This is a genomic window from Anaeromyxobacter sp. SG64, assembly GCF_022690745.1.
Lineage (GTDB): Bacteria > Myxococcota > Myxococcia > Myxococcales > Anaeromyxobacteraceae > Anaeromyxobacter > Anaeromyxobacter soli.
This window is the reverse complement of sequence record NZ_JALCZB010000095.1, coordinates 1-17,481: the sequence shown is the minus strand read 5'-3', so window position 1 is coordinate 17,481 and position 17,481 is coordinate 1. Positions and strand designations below refer to the sequence as shown.

20 protein-coding genes are annotated in these 17,481 nt (G+C 74.9%); 9 read left to right on the top strand and 11 right to left on the bottom strand.

The window, feature by feature from the left end; all coding sequences use genetic code 11:
• Both MNZ29_RS20115 and MNZ29_RS20110 read left to right on the top strand, forming a co-directional pair.
• Positions 1–854 (top strand): SbcC/MukB-like Walker B domain-containing protein (locus MNZ29_RS20115; protein ID WP_277957353.1); only part of this gene is annotated, 854 nt, incomplete at its 5' end.
• A 136-nt stretch (positions 855–990) separates the two neighbouring features.
• Positions 991–1,308 carry a DUF2171 domain-containing protein gene (locus tag MNZ29_RS20110; protein WP_242340602.1) on the top strand — a complete coding sequence of 106 codons (318 nt, stop codon included), beginning with the start codon at positions 991–993 and terminating at the stop codon, positions 1,306–1,308.
• Position 1,309: 1 nt separating this feature from the next.
• Here the strand turns inward: MNZ29_RS20110 and MNZ29_RS20105 are convergent, their stop codons facing one another.
• Positions 1,310–2,815, bottom strand: coding sequence for an ATP-binding protein (locus MNZ29_RS20105; protein ID WP_242356477.1), 1,506 nt, complete (start codon positions 2,813–2,815; stop codon positions 1,310–1,312).
• 436 nt (positions 2,816–3,251) lie between these two features.
• Positions 3,252–3,812, bottom strand: a complete 561-nt coding sequence (locus MNZ29_RS20100; protein WP_242340604.1) for a MerR family transcriptional regulator — start codon at positions 3,810–3,812, stop codon at positions 3,252–3,254.
• Positions 3,813–3,972: 160 nt separating this feature from the next.
• On the opposite strand from MNZ29_RS20100, the gene ribA reads away from it, so the two are divergent.
• Positions 3,973–4,629, top strand: coding sequence for a GTP cyclohydrolase II (gene ribA / locus MNZ29_RS20095; RefSeq protein WP_242340605.1), 657 nt, complete (start codon positions 3,973–3,975; stop codon positions 4,627–4,629).
• A gap of 43 nt (positions 4,630–4,672) precedes the next feature.
• On the opposite strand, the gene MNZ29_RS20090 is transcribed toward ribA, so the two are convergent.
• The 7 genes from MNZ29_RS20090 to MNZ29_RS20060 all read right to left on the bottom strand — a co-directional run bounded on the left by MNZ29_RS20090 (position 4,673) and on the right by MNZ29_RS20060 (position 9,555).
• Complete coding sequence (locus tag MNZ29_RS20090) at positions 4,673–5,455, bottom strand: enoyl-CoA hydratase/isomerase family protein (RefSeq protein ID WP_242340606.1); 783 nt, start codon at positions 5,453–5,455, stop codon at positions 4,673–4,675.
• Between the two features lie 32 nt (positions 5,456–5,487).
• A complete protein-coding gene (locus MNZ29_RS20085) occupies positions 5,488–6,342 on the bottom strand; it encodes a 3-hydroxyacyl-CoA dehydrogenase family protein (RefSeq protein ID WP_242340607.1) in 855 nt (284 codons plus the stop codon).
• 269 nt (positions 6,343–6,611) lie between these two features.
• Positions 6,612–7,172, bottom strand: a complete 561-nt coding sequence (locus tag MNZ29_RS20080; protein ID WP_242340608.1) for a dual specificity protein phosphatase family protein — start codon at positions 7,170–7,172, stop codon at positions 6,612–6,614.
• 54 nt (positions 7,173–7,226) lie between these two features.
• On the bottom strand, positions 7,227–7,565 hold the full coding sequence (locus tag MNZ29_RS20075; RefSeq protein WP_242340609.1) for a hypothetical protein: 339 nt from the start codon (positions 7,563–7,565) through the stop codon (positions 7,227–7,229).
• A complete protein-coding gene (locus MNZ29_RS20070) occupies positions 7,562–8,011 on the bottom strand; it encodes a hypothetical protein (RefSeq protein WP_242340610.1) in 450 nt (149 codons plus the stop codon). Before MNZ29_RS20070 ends, MNZ29_RS20075 begins: the two co-directional genes overlap by 4 nt.
• Before the next feature lie 10 nt (positions 8,012–8,021).
• A complete protein-coding gene (locus tag MNZ29_RS20065) occupies positions 8,022–9,107 on the bottom strand; it encodes an Mrp/NBP35 family ATP-binding protein (protein WP_242340611.1) in 1,086 nt (361 codons plus the stop codon).
• A 58-nt stretch (positions 9,108–9,165) separates the two neighbouring features.
• The gene (locus MNZ29_RS20060) at positions 9,166–9,555 is read right to left on the bottom strand and encodes a hypothetical protein (RefSeq protein ID WP_242340612.1); all 390 of its coding nucleotides are present in this window, start codon (positions 9,553–9,555) and stop codon (positions 9,166–9,168) included.
• A gap of 94 nt (positions 9,556–9,649) precedes the next feature.
• Between MNZ29_RS20060 and MNZ29_RS20055 the strand changes: the two genes are divergently transcribed.
• On the top strand, positions 9,650–10,594 hold the full coding sequence (locus MNZ29_RS20055; RefSeq protein WP_242340613.1) for a magnesium transporter CorA family protein: 945 nt from the start codon (positions 9,650–9,652) through the stop codon (positions 10,592–10,594).
• Positions 10,585–11,514 carry a DMT family transporter gene (locus tag MNZ29_RS25075; protein WP_242340614.1) on the top strand — a complete coding sequence of 310 codons (930 nt, stop codon included), beginning with the start codon at positions 10,585–10,587 and terminating at the stop codon, positions 11,512–11,514. The genes MNZ29_RS20055 and MNZ29_RS25075 overlap by 10 nt, the downstream gene beginning before the upstream one ends.
• Positions 11,515–11,532: 18 nt before the next feature.
• On the opposite strand, the gene rtcA is transcribed toward MNZ29_RS25075, so the two are convergent.
• Positions 11,533–12,651 carry an RNA 3'-terminal phosphate cyclase gene (rtcA, locus tag MNZ29_RS20045; protein WP_242340615.1) on the bottom strand — a complete coding sequence of 373 codons (1,119 nt, stop codon included), beginning with the start codon at positions 12,649–12,651 and terminating at the stop codon, positions 11,533–11,535.
• A gap of 92 nt (positions 12,652–12,743) precedes the next feature.
• Here rtcA and MNZ29_RS20040 point away from each other — a divergent pair, with 92 nt between their 5' ends.
• From MNZ29_RS20040 to MNZ29_RS20025, 4 genes are all read left to right on the top strand, one after another.
• Entirely contained in the window at positions 12,744–13,982 is a 1,239-nt protein-coding gene (locus MNZ29_RS20040) for an SLC13 family permease (RefSeq protein ID WP_242340616.1), read from the top strand.
• Between the two features lie 114 nt (positions 13,983–14,096).
• The gene (locus tag MNZ29_RS20035) at positions 14,097–14,756 is read left to right on the top strand and encodes an RNA polymerase sigma factor (RefSeq protein ID WP_242340617.1); all 660 of its coding nucleotides are present in this window, start codon (positions 14,097–14,099) and stop codon (positions 14,754–14,756) included.
• Positions 14,753–15,280, top strand: coding sequence for an anti-sigma factor (locus tag MNZ29_RS20030; RefSeq protein WP_242340618.1), 528 nt, complete (start codon positions 14,753–14,755; stop codon positions 15,278–15,280). Before MNZ29_RS20035 ends, MNZ29_RS20030 begins: the two co-directional genes overlap by 4 nt.
• The gene (locus MNZ29_RS20025) at positions 15,280–16,998 is read left to right on the top strand and encodes an STN domain-containing protein (RefSeq protein WP_242340619.1); all 1,719 of its coding nucleotides are present in this window, start codon (positions 15,280–15,282) and stop codon (positions 16,996–16,998) included. Before MNZ29_RS20030 ends, MNZ29_RS20025 begins: the two co-directional genes overlap by 1 nt.
• 72 nt (positions 16,999–17,070) lie before the next feature.
• On the opposite strand, the gene MNZ29_RS20020 is transcribed toward MNZ29_RS20025, so the two are convergent.
• Positions 17,071–17,481, bottom strand: a 411-nt coding sequence (locus MNZ29_RS20020; RefSeq protein WP_242356474.1) for a HEAT repeat domain-containing protein, incomplete at its 5' end; no start/stop codon positions are given.

Genomic DNA, 17,481 nt, shown 5'->3' with positions numbered 1-17,481 from the left:
ACGGGCTCGCCGCGTGCGAGGCGGCGCTCCTCGGCGGCGCGGAGCGCGCCGCGCTGGAGGCCTCGATCGAGGCGCGCGTGGTCGCCTCGAAGGCGGCGGACGAGCGGGTCCGGAGGCTCGCGGCCGAGCTCGCCGGGACGGCGGCGCCCGAGCTCGCGGCGCTCGAGGCGGCGCGCTCGACCGCCGCCGGCGCGGCGCGGCTCGCGCGCGACGAGGGCGTCCGGCTCGAGAAGGACCTGGAGCGCCTGCGCGCGCTCGAGGCGCGCGTGGGGGAGCTCGACGCGCGGGCGGCGGTGGTCGCCCGCGAGCTCGCGGTGGCGGGCAAGGTCGCCGAGGTCGCCCGCGGGCACAATGCCCTCAACATGAGCCTGCAGCGGTTCGTGCTCGCGGCGCGGCTCGAGGAGGTCGCCGAGGCCGCCAGCCGGCGGCTGCTCCAGATGTCGCGCGGGCGGTTCCGGCTGCGCCACGACACCGCCGTCGCGCGCAAGAACCAGGCCTCGGGGCTCGCGCTCGTGGTGGAGGACGCCTGGACGGGCGTGACCGATCGCCCGGTGGGGGCGCTCTCGGGCGGCGAGAGCTTCCTCGCGAGCCTCGCGCTGGCGCTCGGGCTCTCCGACGTGGTCCTCCGCCGCTCGGGCGGCCTGCGCCTCGACGCGCTCTTCGTGGACGAGGGCTTCGGCGCGCTCGACGAGGACACGCTCGACGACGCGGTCCGGACGCTCGAGGACCTGCGCAAGAGCGGCCGGGTGGTCGGCGTCATCTCGCACGTCCCGGAGCTCAGGCGGCGCATCCCGGCGCGCATCGAGATCCAGCGGAAGGCCGAAGGCTCGGTCGCGGTCGTTCGCGCAGGGTGAGCGATCGCGCGGCCGGTCCGCTGCCTTGCGCCAGCACGGAGCGCCGGCCGGGCGGGCGGCCGCGCGCAGCGCCCACGATCGTGCGCGGCGGTATCCTGTGGTCGGGTCGGACGTGCTCGGACGCGGGAGGGGCGACATGGTCCACACGGGAGACTTGAGCGAGAACATGAAGGTGCGCGCGCGCGGCGGCGAGGTGCTCGGCACGATCATCCGGCTCGAGGACCGGAGCATCCTCGTGGAGAAGGGCGCCTTGATGAAGGACTACTCCGTGCCGCTCGAGCTCGTGGCCGAGGTCGTCGACGGAGACGCCTACCTGTCGATCACGGCCGACGAGGTCCGCGCCGGCGCGGGGTGGAAGTTCGCCTCCCGCACGCTCAGCGACGAGAGCTCCGAGTTCGCGCACGAGGGCCCGGAGCTGGCCATCGCCGACAACCTCCGGGAGCCGGGGGCTTGAACTAGGCGGGCCCGGCAGGCTCGCGGGGCGTGGCGTCGGGCGGCCCCGCGACGGGCAGCTCGACGCGGAACGTCGCCCCCGCGCCCGGGACGCTCTCCACCTCGATGCGTCCACCGAGCGCGCCGACGATCTCGCGCGTGATCCAGAGCCCGAGGCCGAAGCCGCCGTACCCGCGGGTGGCGCGCCCGCGCTCGAACCGCTCGAAGATGCGCTGCTGCTCTCCGCGAGGGATCCCCATCCCCTGGTCGGCCACCACGAGCCGGGCGAGGCGGCCGTCGGACTCGACGCGGACCGACACGGGCCTTCCTTCGCCGTACTTGAGCGCGTTCGAGACGAGGTTCGTCGCCACCTGCTCGAGCCGCAGCCGGTCCCAGCGCCCGGAGACGTCCCCGGCCGCCTCGACGTGGATGCGCGAGGGCGCCAGCTCCGCGTCGCCGCCGAGCCGGGAGACGACCTCGCGCGCGACCGCCGAGAGATCCACCGGCTCGAGCTCCAGCTGGAGCCGCGCCTCGTTCAGGCGCGACACGTCGAGGAGCGTGTCCACGAGCGCGGTGAGCCGGACGACCTGCCGCCGGATGGAGTCGGCCGTCTTCGCGAGCGGCGCGGCGACGCCCGCACGGGCGCGCAGGAGCGACTCGACCTGGAGCTGGAGCGAGGTGATCGGGGTCTTCAGCTCGTGCGACGCCATCGCCAGGAACGAATCTCGTGTGCGGACCGCCTCGGAGAGCTTGGTCACGTCGATGAACGCCGAGACGGAACCGCGGAGCCGGCCCAGGTCGTCGAAGATCGGCTCCGCGTTCCCCAGGATCGTGCGACGCGTCCCGTCCTCGAACGCGATCTCGAGCTCGATGTCCCGCGCCCTCGCTCCGGTGCGGGCCGCCGCCTGCGTGGGCAGCTCCTGGGGCGGGACCTCGCGCCCGTCCTTCAGCACGCGGAAATGGGGCGGCGGCCGGTCGCCGGTCTTGGACACGTTGCCGCCGGGCGCCATCCGGAGGAGCTCGTACGCGGCGCGGCTCCCGGTCATCTGCCGCGCCTCGGGGTCGTGGGCGATGAGGACGACGGCCGGGACCGCGTCCATGATGGCCTGCACCTCCGCCGCCCGCGCGCGCTCTCGCGCCTCGCTCTGCCGGAGCGTCTCGGCGGCCCGCTCGCGCTCGCGGAACCCGGCGCGCGCGGCCGAGCCGATGGCGGCGATCACCAGGGCGGTCGGGACGAACCAGGCGACGCCCAGGTGCGCGCTCGCGGGCGCCACGGCGGGCGCGCCGCCGGACACGAACGCGTACCCGAGCGCGGCCGAGAGCGCCACGGCGACGAGCCCGCCGACGAGCCCGCCGGCCCATGCAGCGAGCACCACCGCGAGCGTGAAGAGGACGTACGGAACACCGATGAACAGCTCGCGGAGCGACCACTCCAGGGAGAAGACCAGGAGCGGGAGTCCGGCCGCCACGCTCAGCGCCGCCGCGTCGGACAGCCGAGGGGGAGCAGGGATTCGGAACCGTTCGGCCATGGTCGATAGCCTCGCTGGTAACCGGGGTGGAGAGCCGTGCCGGCGAGGCCCAGCGAGGGGGTCCGATCGTACCGGATTGGAGCGCTCGTGAGCGGCAGAGCAGGCAGCGGCAAGGAGTCCGAGGGGCCCACCTTGAGTCCGATAATGTAGATTATGGTAACTAGCCGGGCGGCCGGCCGGACGGTCCCGGACACGCTCGAGCCTGGGCTCAGTTCGGGTCTTGGGCGCGCTGCCCCGCGCCTTTCCGGTCTCTCCCCCGCCTTCCAGTTGCGCCTGATCCCGAGACCGCGCGCTCCTCGCCGCGAGCGGGTTCGACGAAGCCGCCGACGCGGATGCGGTCGAGCGGAAGCGCGCCGCCGTGGGCCCCCGCGCTAGCACCGAGCCGGCCGATCGGGTCCCGTCACGCCGTGGCGAGCCAGATCGGCGGGTCTCCGCCTCAGGTCCCCGAGGTCTTGCGGACAACGGCCGGCGGAACGGCCGCGCGGGCATGCTCCGCCTGCTCGGCGGCGACCGGCGGGTACGGATGGTGCCCGCAGCAGCCCTGCTGGCGCGCCAGCACGCGCACGATCCGCGGCGCCCCGGCCTCCTCGGCCACCGCGCACGGGCACTGCTCGACGCCCGCGGACGACAGCCGCTCCTGGATCGTCGAGAGCGCGTCGAGGAGCTCGCGCTTCACGCGCCGGAGCCGCTCGAGGCGACGCTGGGCCTGCTCGAGGTGGCCGGCCAGGACGGACTGGAACCGGATGGCGAACTCGGCCGCGCTGTGGCAGCCGGTCCGCAGCTCGAGGATCGAGCGGATCTCGCAGAGCGACAGCCCGAGCTCGCGCAGATCGGTGATGAGCCGGAGCCGCTCGAGATCGTCCTCGGTGTAGCGGCGGTGGCCGCCGTCGCTCACCACCGACGGCTTGAGCAGACCTTCCTCCTCGTAGAACCGGATCGTGCGGACCGTGTTGCCGGTCGCGCGCGCGAGGTCTCCGGATGAGAGGTCTGCGCCCATTCGAGGCTCGTCTAACGGCGCGCGCGCGCCGTGTCAACGCACACCCGGTCTCTCGTGACGGCCCCACGACGGGCCGGAGTTGGTCTTGACCGGCGTCACCGTACGGGATTATTCGACGCGGGATCCCGTCGCCTCGGGACACGTGGAGGTGCCGAAAGACATGGGCAACGTGGTGGCGGTGAAGGGCCGCACGCAGCGCAGCGAGAGCGTCTTCATCTACGCCGAAGCCCCCCTCCCCACCCATCGCGGGCTCTTTCGCACGGTGGTGTTCCGGGAACCGCAGAGCGGCGCCGAGCACGTCGCGATGGTCATGGGCGACGTCGGCGGCGAGAACGTCCCGGTGCGGATTCACTCCGAGTGCCTCACGAGCGAGGTGCTCGGGTCGCTCAAGTGCGACTGCCGCGCCCAGCTCGATCGCGCGCTGGATCTCATCGCCGAGCGCGGCCGCGGCGTGCTCCTCTACCTCCGCCAGGAGGGCCGCGGCATCGGGCTCGGGAACAAGATCCGCGCCTACGCGCTCCAGGCGCAGGGCCACGACACGTACGAGGCGAACCGGCTCCTCGGCTTCCCGGACGACCTGCGGACCTACGGAGTCGCCGCGGAGATGCTGCGGCTCCTGGGCGTCCGCTCGGTCGAGCTCGTGACGAACAACCCGCTCAAGGTCGCGGGCCTGCAGGAGGCGAACATCGCCGTCCGCGGCCGCATCCAGCTGCCCTCGCCGGCGAACCCGCACAACATCGGTTACCTGCGGGTGAAGCGCGAGCGGACCGGACACCTCATCGAGCTCGACGAGGATCCCACCGCCCGCGCGGGCTGAGCCGGTCCCGCGCGGCGCTCCTTCACGGCGGGGCGCGCGCGTCTCAGGCGCCGGTCCACTGCGCGGGGCGCTTCTCCAGGAAGGCCCGCATGCCCTCCTTCGCGTCCGCGCTCCCGAAGAGCGCCGCGAAGGCCTGCCGCTCGAGCTCGTTCGCGGTGCCGAGATCCGGCTCTGCGCCCCGCCGGAGCACCCGCTTCGCCTGACCGACGGCCACCGGCCCCTTCGCCGCGATCTTCCGCGCCTTCTCGCGGGCGTGCGCGAGCAGGTCCGCCGCCGGGACGACGTCGAGGACGAGGCCGATCGCCTTCGCCTGGGCGGCGTCGAGCTGATCGCCGGTGAGGACGATCTCGAGGGCGCGCATCACGCCCACGCGCCGCGCGAGCCGCTGCGTTCCGCCGAAGCCCGGGATGAGCCCGAGGTTCACCTCCGGCTGGCCGAAGCGCGCCCGGTCGCTCGCGTAGACCAGGTCGCACGCGAGCGTGACCTCGCAGCCGCCGCCGAGCGCGTAGCCGTTCACCGCGGCGACGGTCGGGATCGGCAGCCGCTCGAGCCGCTCGAGCACGTCGTGCGCCGACTCCGCGAAGCGCCGCGCCTCGATGGGCCCCATCGTCGACATGGCCGCGATGTCGGCGCCGGCGATGAACGCCTTGTCGCCCGCCCCCGTCAGCACGATCGCCCGCACCCCCGCGTCCGCCTCGACCGCGCGCACGACGTCCGCGAGCTCCTCGATCGTCCGGGTGCTCATCGCGTTCAGGACCTTCGGACGGTTGAACGTCAGCGTGCCGATGCCGTCCTGCACATCCCACAGGAGGTTCTCGTAGGTCATGGTCGTCTCCAGCGGCCGCGGGCGGCGGGGCGTCAGGCGTCGTACCGGTAGAAGCCGCGACCGGACTTGCGGCCGTACCACCCCGCCGCGACGTACTGGCGGAGCAGCGGCGCGGGCCGGTACTTGTCGTCGCCGAGCTCCCGGTGCAGCACCTCGGCGATGTAGAGGCAGGTGTCGAGGCCGATGAAGTCGGCGAGCGTGAGCGGGCCCATCGGGTGGTTGAGCCCCAGCTTCACGCCGGTGTCGATGTCCTCGGGCGACGCGAGCCCCTCCTGCAGGGCGAAGCACGCCTCGTTGAGGAGCGGGATGAGGATCCGGTTCACGATGAAGCCGGGCGCGTCCTTGGACGTGACGGTCGTCTTGCCGAGCTTCTTCGCGAGCGCCACGACCGTGGCGTAGGTCTCGTCGGAGGTCTGGAGCCCGCGGATGATCTCGATGAGCTGCATCACCGGCGGCGGGTTCATGAAGTGCATGCCGATGAACTGGCCGGGGCGCTTCGTCGCCGCGGCGAGCGCGGTGATCGAGATGGAGCTCGTGTTCGAGGCGAGGATCGCGTGCGGCGGCAGGAGCGCGTCGAGCTTGCGGAAGAGCTCCGTCTTCACGCCCTGGTTCTCGACGATCGCCTCGATGGCGAGATCCGCCCCGGCGCAGTCCTCGAGGCTGGCGGCGGGCTTGATGCGGCCGAGGATCGCGTCCCGGTCGGCGACCGCGATCTTCCCCTTCTCGACGAGCTTGCCGAGCGTCCCCCCGAGCTTCTCCACCGCCTTGCGGGCCAGCTCCGGCGCGGCGTCGCCGAGCACGACGGAGAGCCCCGCCTGCGCCGCCACCTGCGCGATGCCCGACCCCATCTGCCCTGCCCCGATGACCGCGATTCGCTCGATGGCCATGCGTCCCTCCGTGGTGCAGGCCGCCGTCCAGGAGGCGGTCCCGCCGTCTTGTGGATGAGCGGGCCGAGCGTGTTCCGAATGGGCTGGTGGAGGCGAGACCTCAGGCGGGGCGCGCCGGCAAGAAAACCGCCCGGTCCAGGCGTGTTCCGCGGGTGGGCGCCGCTCCGACCGTCCCGTCAGGACGGCGGGAACCGTCCGCCGCGCAGCGCGTCACGGGCGCGGGCGGCCTGGGTGCGCCGTCCGCGAGCGGTTCCCGAAGAACAGCACCGCTACCCCGCGCGCGAGGACGCGGCGCGCGCCTCCTCGCGCGAGGCATGGGCGCGGAGGTGCCGGTAGGCGATCGCCGCGAGCTCGTCGAAGGTGGGTACCGGAAAGTCCGCGTCGTGCGCGGCGCGGTGCCACTCGCAGAAGGCCAGGAACGCCTCGAGCTGCTCCGGGCTGGGCGAGATCACCGGCCGGGCGTCCTTGGCGCGCGAGAGCGCCTCGAGCGGCGGGTGCCCGCGGGCCACCAGCACGCACAGGGCGAGCAGCGCGCTCCGGCCGATGCCGTACTGACAGTGTATGAGGACGCGCTCGCCGCGCGCGAGCGCGCCCGTCACGAAGGCCACGCCGTCCCGGATCATGCGCTGCGAGATGGCGCGCGTGTCCTGGGTCGGGAGGTGCAGGAGCCGGATGCCGTGGAGCGCGAGGACCGCCTCGTCGTCGCACGCCTCCACGCGGACGTCGACGACCTGGGTGATCTCGTGCTCCTGGGCGAGCCGGGCGGCGGCCCCCATCGGGAAGTGCGCACCCAGCGCGAGCCCGTCCGCGACGAAGTGCAGGTCGATCATCTCCACCAACCTGGGCAGGCCCGCGCGCCCCGGCACGCGGCGACGACGGCCCCGCTATCGCCCCAGGGGGAGGACGATCGTGCCCTCCTCCTCGACGTCGAGCGTGCGCTCGCCGGAACGTGCCCCCGCCGGGCCGGTGGCGCGCCAGGCGAGCGCGTACGCTCCCCGCGGCAACCGCAGGGCATGGCGGACCTGCCGCTCGGGGCCGCTCACGCGGAACTCGGCGTGGCGCACGAGCGCGTCGCCGCGCCGGAGGTCGACCTCGAGGGCGGTGGTCCCGGGGGCGTCCCCGAGGTCGTAGACGAGGACCACGTCGCGCGGTGACGACGAGAAGAGGAACACCCCGACCGCCAGCGCGCCGAGGAGCGCGACGAGCCGCGCCGCGCGCTTCACCGCTTGGCCTTGCGCCGCGCCCGCTTGCCCCTCGTCGCGGCGGTCTTCACCTCCGCGCGCGGCGCGCCTTCCGCGTCGGGCCGGACGCGGATCTCCATCTTCACCTCGATGGTGCGGTCGGCGAGCGCGTTCAGGAACTCCCGGCGCAGCGCCTCGGACTGCAGGAAGCCGCGGATCTCGTCGCCCACCGCGCGGAGGATCTCGTCCTTCGCGGCGTGGGCCTGGTTCCCGACGAAGGCGATCACGTCCTTCGGCAGCTTCCAGTCGCGCGCGAGCCGGCGCGCCCCCTCCTCCCCCATGAAGACGGCGCCGACGCCCGCGAGGATGGCCTTCTTCACCGCCTCCGGGATGAGCCCGCGCGACCCGGCGGCGTCGCCGCCCCCCTCGAGCTCGAGGTCGTCGGGCGCGAAGCCCTCGTCGTCACCCTGCGGCGGCGGTCGCTCCATGGAAGCCTCTTCAGGCGCGCTGCTGCGCGCCGATGACCGGCAGGCGCGGCGCCTTCAGGATCTGCGTGCTCACCGCGCCCGCGACGTTCTTCGCGACGGCGAGGAGCGCCGCCGCCTGCGGGCTGTCGGGCTGGCCGACGACGATCGGCACGCCCTTGTCGCCGCCCTCGCGGATGGCGAGGTCGATCGGCACGTCGCCGAGGAAGCGGATGCCCATCTTCTCCGCAGCCGTCCGCGCGCCGCCCTTGTCGAAGATGGCGGTCTCGGTGCGGCAGTGCGGGCAGACGAAGGCGGACATGTTCTCGACGAGCCCGAGCACGGGGATCGAGACCTTGTCGAACATGAGCTTCGCGCGGATGACGTCCGCGAGCGCGAGGTCCTGCGGCGTCGAGACGAGCACGACGCCCGCCGCGCGGATGTTCTGCGCCAGCGTGAGCGGGATGTCGCCGGTGCCCGGCGGGAGGTCCAGCACGAGGTAGTCGAGCTCGCCCCAGTTCACGTCGCGCAGGAGCTGGATGAGCGCGCCGGTCACCATCGGTCCGCGCCAGATGAGCGCCTGGTCGGGGTCGATGAGGAACCCGATCGACATCACCTTCATGCCGTGCGCCGTGAGCGGCTCGAGCCGCTGGCCGTCCTTCGAGGTGGGGCGCTCGGTGACGCCGGTGAGGATCGGGATCGACGGACCGTAGATGTCCGCGTCGAGGATGCCGACCTTGGCGCCGGTGCGGGCGAGGCCGGCGGCGACGTTCACCGCCACCGTGCTCTTGCCGACGCCCCCCTTCCCCGCCCCGACCAGGATGATGTTCTTCACGCCCGGCGTGAGCTGCGCCTGGGAGACCCCCGGCGCGGAGCGGACCTGGGCGCCCCAGGACAGCTCCACGCGGCGGAAGCCCGCGCCCTCGAGCGCCGCCTTCACGTCGCGCCCGATGGTGTCCTTGAGCGGGCAGGCCGGCGTGGTGAGCTCCACCTTGAGCCGCACGGCGTCGCCCTCCACCGCGACGTCCTTCACCATCCCGAGCGACACGAGGTCGCGGTGAAGCTCGGGGTCCATCACCTTGCGGAGGGCGTCGAGGGCGGTCTTGGGGTCGAGCGGCATGGGAGCGCCTTTATAGCCGCCACCCGAGGGCTTCTCAACGCCGCGTGGCGCCGCTCCGTCACTCCAGCGCGTCGACCTTCCAGCCCCCGTCCTCCAGGACCACCACCGCGGCGTGATCCCCCCCGAGCGGGAGCCGGGCCACCCTGCCTTCCCGGACGAGTGGCGACCCCGCGTCGAGCGCCGAGAGGGCGCGCGCCGCCGCCTCGCGCCCGGCCGGCCCCGCGCCGGCGAGGTCCTGGGCGAGGCGGCGCGGCGTGTACGCCTGGCGCCAGCGGGCGGAGAGGAGCGCGTGCGCCGCCTCGAACCGACCGCCGGCGAGCGCCGTGGCGAACGCGCGGAGCGCGGCGTCCGGCGCGTCGGCCCGGGTGGCACGGGCCGCCCGGCCGCCGGCACAGCCGAGCGCCGCGGCGACGACCAGGGTGCCGAGGATGACGAGGAGCCGGCGCACGAGCGCCTCGCTTACACCATCGCGCGGCGGCCCGCCATGGGATGCTAGGCTGCGCCCGGTGCGCGGGCCGTGGCCAGCGCGGGGAGGCGAGCGCGTGCGGGTGCTGCGGTGGGACGAAGGACGCGTGCGGGCCGGCGGGCGCGAGCTCGTCGAGCCGGGCGCGCGGCTGTGGATCGACGCCGGGCCGGACCCCGAGACGCTCGCCTTCCTGGGCGAGACGTTCGGGTTCCACCCGCTCGCCCTGGAGGACTGCGCGCACGAGGATCAGCGGCCCAAGTACGAGCCCTTCCCCGGTAGCCTCTTCTGCGTCGTCCACCGGGTCATCCCCTCGGCCGACGAGAGCGAGGTCCTCTCCCACGAGCTGCACGCGTTCCTCACCGCGGACGCGCTCGTGACGGTCCACGCGGTCCCCATCGCCGAGGTGGACAAGGTGTTCGCCCGCTGCGCCGGCGAGCCGGCGCTGCTCGAGCGCGGGCCGGACTTCGCCCTCTACCTCGTGCACGACGCCGTCACGGACGTGCACTTCGCGCTCGTGGACGCGCTCACCGAGGAGGTCGAGGCGCTCGCGGACCTGACGTCCGAGCCCGACGGCGGCGCGATGGACGAGGACGTGCTGCCGCGGATCGTCGCCGCGCGCCGGGCGCACGGGCACCTCCGCCGCCGCCTCGCGCCCCAGCGCGAGGTGTTCGCCGCGCTCGCCCGCCCCGGCCAGCCGTTCGTGCGGGACGCGACGGCGGTCTACTTCCGCGACGTGGTCGATCACGCCGTGCGGCTCGCGGAGGAGGTGGACACCGGCCGCGATCTCCTCGCCTCCACGATGGAGGCCTACCTGTCGCGCACCAACAACCGGCTCTCGGCGCTCACCGCCCGCCTGACGCTCGTCGCGACCATCTTCCTCCCGCTCAACTTCGTCGCCGGCTTCTTCGGGATGAACCTCCAGATCATCCCGCCGCGGGTCGCGGCGCCGCTCGTGCTCGTGCTCGTCGCCGCGACCCCGCTCGCGCTGTGGGCGATCTTTCGCCGGAAGCGGTGGCTGTGACGCGGCCGGATCGCCACGGGGCGGCTCAGCTCGGCGCTGCGCTCGCGGTCCTCTCGGCGGCCGCGCTCTTCGGCACGACGGGGACCGCGCAGGCGCTGGGGCCCGGCGGCACGACGCCGCTCGGGGTCGGGGCGGTGCGGCTCGCCATCGGCGCGGTCGTGCTCGCCGCCGTCGCCCTCGCGGGAGGATCGGCGCGGCGCCCGCGGTGGCGGTCGCACGCCGCGGCCCTCGCGATCGGCGGGGTCGCGGTGGCCGCGTACCAGCTTGCCTGGTTCGCGGGCCTTCGCCGCACGGGCGTGACGCTGGGGACGATCGTGGGCATCGGGAGCGGCCCGGTGTTCGCGGGGCTCTTCCACCTGACGCGAAGGGCCGGCGCGCTCTCGCGCGCGTGGGTGCTCGGGACCGGGCTCACCGTCGCCGGGGCCGCGCTGCTCGCCGCCCACGGCGCGGCGGACGGCGCGCCTCCGGACGCGGTGGGGCTCTGCCTCATGCTGGGCGCCGGCCTCAGCTACGCCGTCTACGCGCAGGCCGCGAAGCACGCGATGGACGCCGGCCTCCACCCCGCGCAGGCGATGGCCGGGGTCTTCGGGGTGGGGGCGCTGCTCATGGCGCCGCTCCTCTCGCGCGAGCCGATGGCCTGGCTCGCCAGCCCGCGGGGGAGCGCGATGGCGCTGCACCTCGGCGTGCTCACCGTGGGCCTGGCGTACTGGCTCTACGGCAAGGGATTGCGCCGGCTGGCCGTGCCCACCGTGGTGACGCTCACGCTCGCGGAGCCCCTCACCGCCGCGGTCCTGGGCGTGGGCGTGCTCGGCGAGCGGCTCGGGCCCATGGGCTGGGTCGGGGCGGCGGCGATCGCGCTCGGCCTCGCCGTCGCGGGCCGCGGCGACCGCGCGCGAGTGACCGAGGCGCTGCCCGCGTGAGGCGCGCCGGGGCTCGCGCTACCCCGAGGTGAGGGGCACGACCTCGGCCGCGCCGCCGGCGGGCTGCACCCGCACCTCGCCCTCCCCCTCCTGACCCTCGACGATGGCGATCTCGACGTCGAGGAAGCGCCGGATGATCGCGGCGTTCGTGGTGAGGTGCTTCGTCACTCCGTCCACGGTGTAGCGCGTGACCGGGACGATGCCTGGCGGCGACGGCACGAGCCCGGCGGCGAGGAGCGCCGCGGGGAGCAGGAGCTGATCCCCGAGGTGGCGGTCCACTGCGGCCCCGCCCGTGAGGTACGCGCGGAAGCCGCCCACCGCCTCCTCCGCGATCTGCTCCGGGGAGCGCTCGCGCGCGCTCACCGCCCCGTGGCCGGCCCGGGCGCGCTGGAAGGTGGAGACGACGAGCACGTGGCCCCCGCGCGACGCGCGCGAAGGCATGGGCACCCGCTCCGCCTGCGCGGCGATGCCCGCCTCGCGCAGGAGCCGCAGCGCGCGCGCCGCCTGCCGCTCGGCGACGTCGAACCCGAGGCCGCAGACCATCGAGACGACCTCGACGTCCTGCAGGGTCCCCCGGTGACGCAGGTCGAGCGGGGGCATCGGGTGGGCCGGCTCCACCCGCGCGGTGAACTCGCCGCCGCCCTCCGGGTAGAACCCCGCGGCCTGGAGCGCGAGCTCGAACCGGAACCCGAGCCGCGCGACGGCCGGCGCCCACACGAGCGCGAGGTAGTGGAAGCTCGGCGCGTGGTCCTGGTGCGTGCCGCCGCGGAGCGTGAGCGTCGAGCTCTTGCCCGCGAGCGCGAGCGGCCAGCACACGGTCTGGAAGAGGAGCGGAGTCGAGCCGGCGGTGCCGATGTCGAACGCCCAGTCGCCCGCCTGCACCGGCCGCCGCGGGTGGAACTCGAGCCGCTCCGAGCCGACCTCGTCGCCGGCGAGCCGCGCGTCGCACAGGCGCGCGACCGCCCGGGCGGCCTCGCGGTGCTGCGGGCGGAGGCCCGGCTTCTCGCGGTTCGCGCGGATCCGATCGATCGCGAACGGCTTCCCGGTGATCGCGGAGACCGAGAGCGCGGTGCGGAGGATCTGGCCGCCGCCCTCGCCGGTGCTGCCGTCCAGGACGATCGGGAGATCGGGGGGCACGGCAGCAATGTAGCCCTTGCGTGGCGCGCCGAGCGAGTTCGCGCGGGGCCTCGCCTCGACCCGGCGGGGGACTCCCGTGGTAAGTACGTGCCGTGGTCGCCGCCGTCGCCGTGTTCTCCGTGACGTACGTGGCGGTCGCCGCGGGTCGCCTGCCGTTCCTGTCGCTCGATCGGCCGGCCGCGGCGCTGCTCGGTGCCGTGCTGATGGTCGCCTCCGGCGTCCTGACGCCCGGCGAGGCGGGCGGCGCGGTGAACGGGGACACCCTCGGCCTGCTGCTCGGGATGATGCTCCTCTCGGCGTATCTCGCGGAGGCGCGCTTCTTCCGCTGGACGAGCTTCCGGATCCTCGGCGCGGTCCGCACGCCGAGGTCGCTCCTGTGGGCGGTCGTCTTCGCCGCGGGGACCCTCTCGGTGCTGCTCGTGAACGACACGGTGTGCGTGATGGTCACGCCCATCGTGCTCTCGGTCGTCGAGGACGCCGAGCTCCCGCCCCTGCCGTACCTGCTCGCGCTCGCCTTCGGCTCGAACGCGGGCTCGGTCGCGACCCTGACCGGCAACCCGCAGAACATGATCGTCGGGACGCTGTCGGGGATCTCCTACGCCCGCTTCGCGGCCGCGCTCGCGCTCCCGGCGCTCGCGTCGCTCGTCGTCGTCGCGCTCGTCCTCGAGCGCGTCTTCCGCGAGGACCTGCCGCGCCGCGTGCTCGCGCCGACCCGGGTCGCGGCCCCCGAGCTCGACAGGCCGCTCCTCGCCCGCGCCCTCCTCGCCACCGCCCTCGCGGTGGCGGGCTTCCTGGCGGGCTTCCCCCTCGCCTGGACCGCGCTCTTCGCCGCCGCGCTCTGCATGGCCGTCGCCGGGCGCGCGCCGCGCGAGGCGCTCCAGCGCGTCGACTGGCCGCTGCTCGTGTTCTTCGCGGGGCTCTTCGTCGTGGTGGCCGGGATCGGGAAGGCGGGCATCGCGTCGCGGATGTTCGACCTCATCGTCCCCGCGCTCGGCCATGACGCCGTCCGGCAGTCGGCCGTGTTCTCGCTCTTCACGGTCGGGGCGTCGCAGGTCGTCTCGAACGTCCCGTTCGTGCTGCTCGCGGGCGAGTGGATCCCGCGGCTCGCCGAGCCGCGCCTGGCGTGGCTCGCGACCGCGCTCGCCGCCACGCTCGCCGGCAACCTGACGGTGCTCGGATCGGTCGCGAACCTGATCGTCCTGGAGCTGGCGGGCTCCCGGGCGGGCATCGGCTTCTGGCGCTTCTTCCGGATCGGCGCGCTGGTCACGGCCGCGACGCTCACCGTGTCCTTCGCGATCCTGCTCGGAGAGCGAGCGCTCGGGCTCGTCTGAACGCAAGCGTCCGGATCGACTGAGGTTTACCGGGAGGACGCCCGGAGGCGCGCCCACCACCCGCCCGGGCGGGCCTGCGCGAAATAGAAACCCGCGCGATCCGTAGGGTTCTTCATGATTGCGGCCGCGGCGCTCGCCGATCTAGGTTTCGCCCTCTCGTGGCAGGTGGAGGAGCGCTCGTTGGCGCCACCGGTGGTGACCGGCGAGGCCGCCCTGACGCGCTCGGCCGCGAAGGGCGACCGCAAGGCCTTCGGCCAGCTCGTCGACGCGCACAAGCGCGCCGTGTACGGGCTCTGCTTCCGCCTGCTGCGCGAGCCCGAGGAGGCGCGCGACGCCGCCCAGGAGGCCTTCGCGCGCGCCTACGCGGCGCTCTCCACCTATGACGCCGCCCAGCCGTTCGTCCCGTGGGTGCTCCGCATCGCGCGCAACCACTGCCTCGACGTCCTGCGCCGGCGCCTGCCGGACACCCAGCGCGTCGAGCTCGACGCCGAGCCGGACGAGGGCGCGCCGCGCGAGCTCGCCGATCCGGCCGCCGTCCGTGCCGACGACGCGCTCGAGCGGCGCCAACTCGCGGGCGCGCTCGAGGCGGCGGTCGCGGCGCTGCCCCAGAACTACCGCGAGGTCGTGCACCTCTTCCACGTCGAGCACCTCTCCTACAAGGAGATCGCGGCCACGCTCGACGTCCCCCTCGGCACCGTGATGACCTGGCTCCACCGCGCGCGCGCCCGCCTCAAGGAAGCGCTCGCGGAGCCGGGCGCGGAGAACCTGCGATGAGCCTCTTCGACGGACACCTCACGGACGCCCAGGCCCAGCGGATGGTCGACGGCGCGCTGCTCGAGCCCGAGACGGCCTCGGTCGAGCGGCACGTGGCGGAGTGCCCCGAGTGCCAGGCGGCGGTCGAGTCGTACCGGATGCTCGCGATCGCGCTCGAGGACCTCGAGGTCCCCCCGCTCCCCGCCGACTTCACGGTGGGCGTCCTCGCCCGCATCGACGCGGCCGAGCGCGCCGCCGCCCGCGAGCGGCGCTGGGCGCTCGGCATCCTCGCCGGCGTCGCCCTCGCGACGATCGTCGCGTTCGTCGCGGCCGGCGCCCGGGCCTGGGCGCCCTCCGTCTCCGGCGTCGCCGAGCGGCTCGGTGACGTCGCGCTCGCCGTCCGCGTCGGCGCCGGGTTCCTCCCGGCGCTCGTCGGCGTCTTCCGCCTGCAGATCATCCTCGTCGCGGCCGTCGTCGCGATCCCCCTCCTCGTCGCCCTCGCGCGCCTGATGCCCGCGCCCGAGGCGCGGGCCGAGGTCGCCTGATGGAGACCCCCATGCTCGCGCTCCTGCTCGCCGCCCTGGTCTTCCAGCCCTCCCCGGAGACGCCCTCCGCGCCTCCCCCGCCGGCCGCCGCCCGCCCCGGCGCCGAGCTCCCGGCGCCGCCGGTGCCGGCCCGTCCCGGCGCGGCGCCGAGGCCCCCGGCCCGTCCGTCGGCACGCCCCACTCCGCCCCTCCCCGCGCTCCCGCCGCCGACCGGCGCCGCCGATCCGCTCGTCGGCGAGTGGCCCGCCGAGCCGTCCGGCAAGCACGTCACGATCTCGGACACGGTCTCCCTCGACGACGCGCTCGAGAAGATCGCCGACGCGGCGGGCTGGAACCTCGTCCTCAACACGGGTCGGACCGGCAACATCCAGCTCGTCCTGAAGCTCCGCGACGTGCCGGTCGAGGACGCGCTGCGCGCCGCCCTGAGCGGCACGCTCCTCGAGGCGTCGCGCCGGCGCAACACGGTCGTGGTCGCGCCGTCGAGCGGCCCCGTCGCGCGGCAGCCCACGCTCGTGGGGTTCGAGAAGCCGAGCGGGAAGCGCTTCACGGGCGAGTTCGAGGAGACCGACGTCGACGACGCGCTCCGGCAGGTCGCCGCCGCGGGTGGGCTCTCCATCGTCATCCCGCCGGGCGTCCGCGGCGAGGTGTCCGGGGTGTTCAACGCGACGCCGGTGGAGGAGGCGCTGCGGGCGGTGCTCGATCAGGCCGGGCTCGCGGCGGAGCTGCAGGGCGGCGTCGTGGTGGTGCGTGCGCAGCCCCTCGGCGGGTTCGCCGGCATCGGCGCGGAGGCGCGCCGCACGGCCGAGCGCGCCATCCGCGACGCCAGGCGCGAGTGGGACGACGGGCGCGAGACCGGGCAGGACGCCCGCGACCGCGTCGAGAACGGCGACGTCACGATCCACCCGGGCGAGGAGGTCCGCGACGTCGTCGCCATCCGCGGGAACGTGCGCCTCGAGCCGGGCTCGACCGCGCGCAACGTCGTCGCGGTGCTCGGCGGCGTGAAGCTCGAGGCCGGCGCCACCGCGAGGGAGGTGACGGCCGTGCTGGGGAGCGTCGAGCTCGGCCCGGGCGCGGTGGTGGAGCGGAACGCGACCGCCGTCGGCGGGTCCGTGAAGCCCGATCCGCACGCGACCATCGGGGGCGACCAGACGAGCGTCTCGGTCCCCGGGCTCCCGGGGATCGGCGGGATGTTCGGATCGAGCCTCCTCTTCGGTGGCCGCGAGTCGGTGCTCTGGTCCGTCGGCCAGGTGCTCGCGAAGTTCGCCCTCTTCTTCGCGCTCGGGCTCCTCGTGGTCGCGCTCTTCCCGCGCCGCGTCGACGCCGTCGCCGAGGCGATGCTCGCGAGCCCGTGGAAGTCGATCCTCACGGGCCTGCTCGGCCTCGTCGCGACGCCGGTCCTCGCGCTCCTGCTCGTGGTGACCATCATCGGCATCCCGCTCGTCGCGGTGCTCGCCCTGCTCGTCCTCGCGGCCGGGGTGCTCGGGTTCACGTCCCTCGCCATCCACGTCGGCCGCTCGATCCCGCTCCCGCAGCAGCGCAGCGCGTGGGTCCTGCAGCTCGCGATCGGCACCGCGATCGTCGTGCTGGTGACGGCCGTGCCGTTCCTCGGCGGGCTCGTCTGGATCGCCGCCGCCCTCGTCACCTTCGGCGCCGCGCTCCGGACGCGGTTCGGGCAGCAGAGGCCGGTGCTGCCGACGACGATGGCGCCCGGGATCTGACGGGGCAGCGTGGAGCTGCGTCCCCGGCCCGCCGGCGGCGGACCGCCGGGCGCGCCGTTCGCGAGGCCAGGTCTACGGCCGGGGGCGCGGCGCGCCCGACGGGAGCTTCGCGAGCGCCTCGACCGCGGCGCGGCGGACCCGGCCGTAATAGTCGCTCCGCAGCGCCTCGAGCCGCCCGGAGGCGGGCTCGTAGGCGAGCTTCCCCAGCGCGCGCGCTGCGGCGGCGCGGACCTCGGGACGATCGTTCGTGAGCTGCGCGGCGATGACGGGCGCCGCGTCGCGGGCGCCGAGGGCGGCGAGCGCGTCGATCGCCTGCGCTCGCGCCGGAGCGTCGGGACGGGCGAGGTAGGCCGCGAGGGGCGCCGCCGCCCCGGGCGCGCCGCTCCTCGCGAGGGCCTCGGCGGCGCTCGCCGCGGCGGGACCGTCGAGGAGCGCCGCGAGCGCGGGCACCGCCTCCGCGCTGCCCGCCTCCCCGAGGGCGCG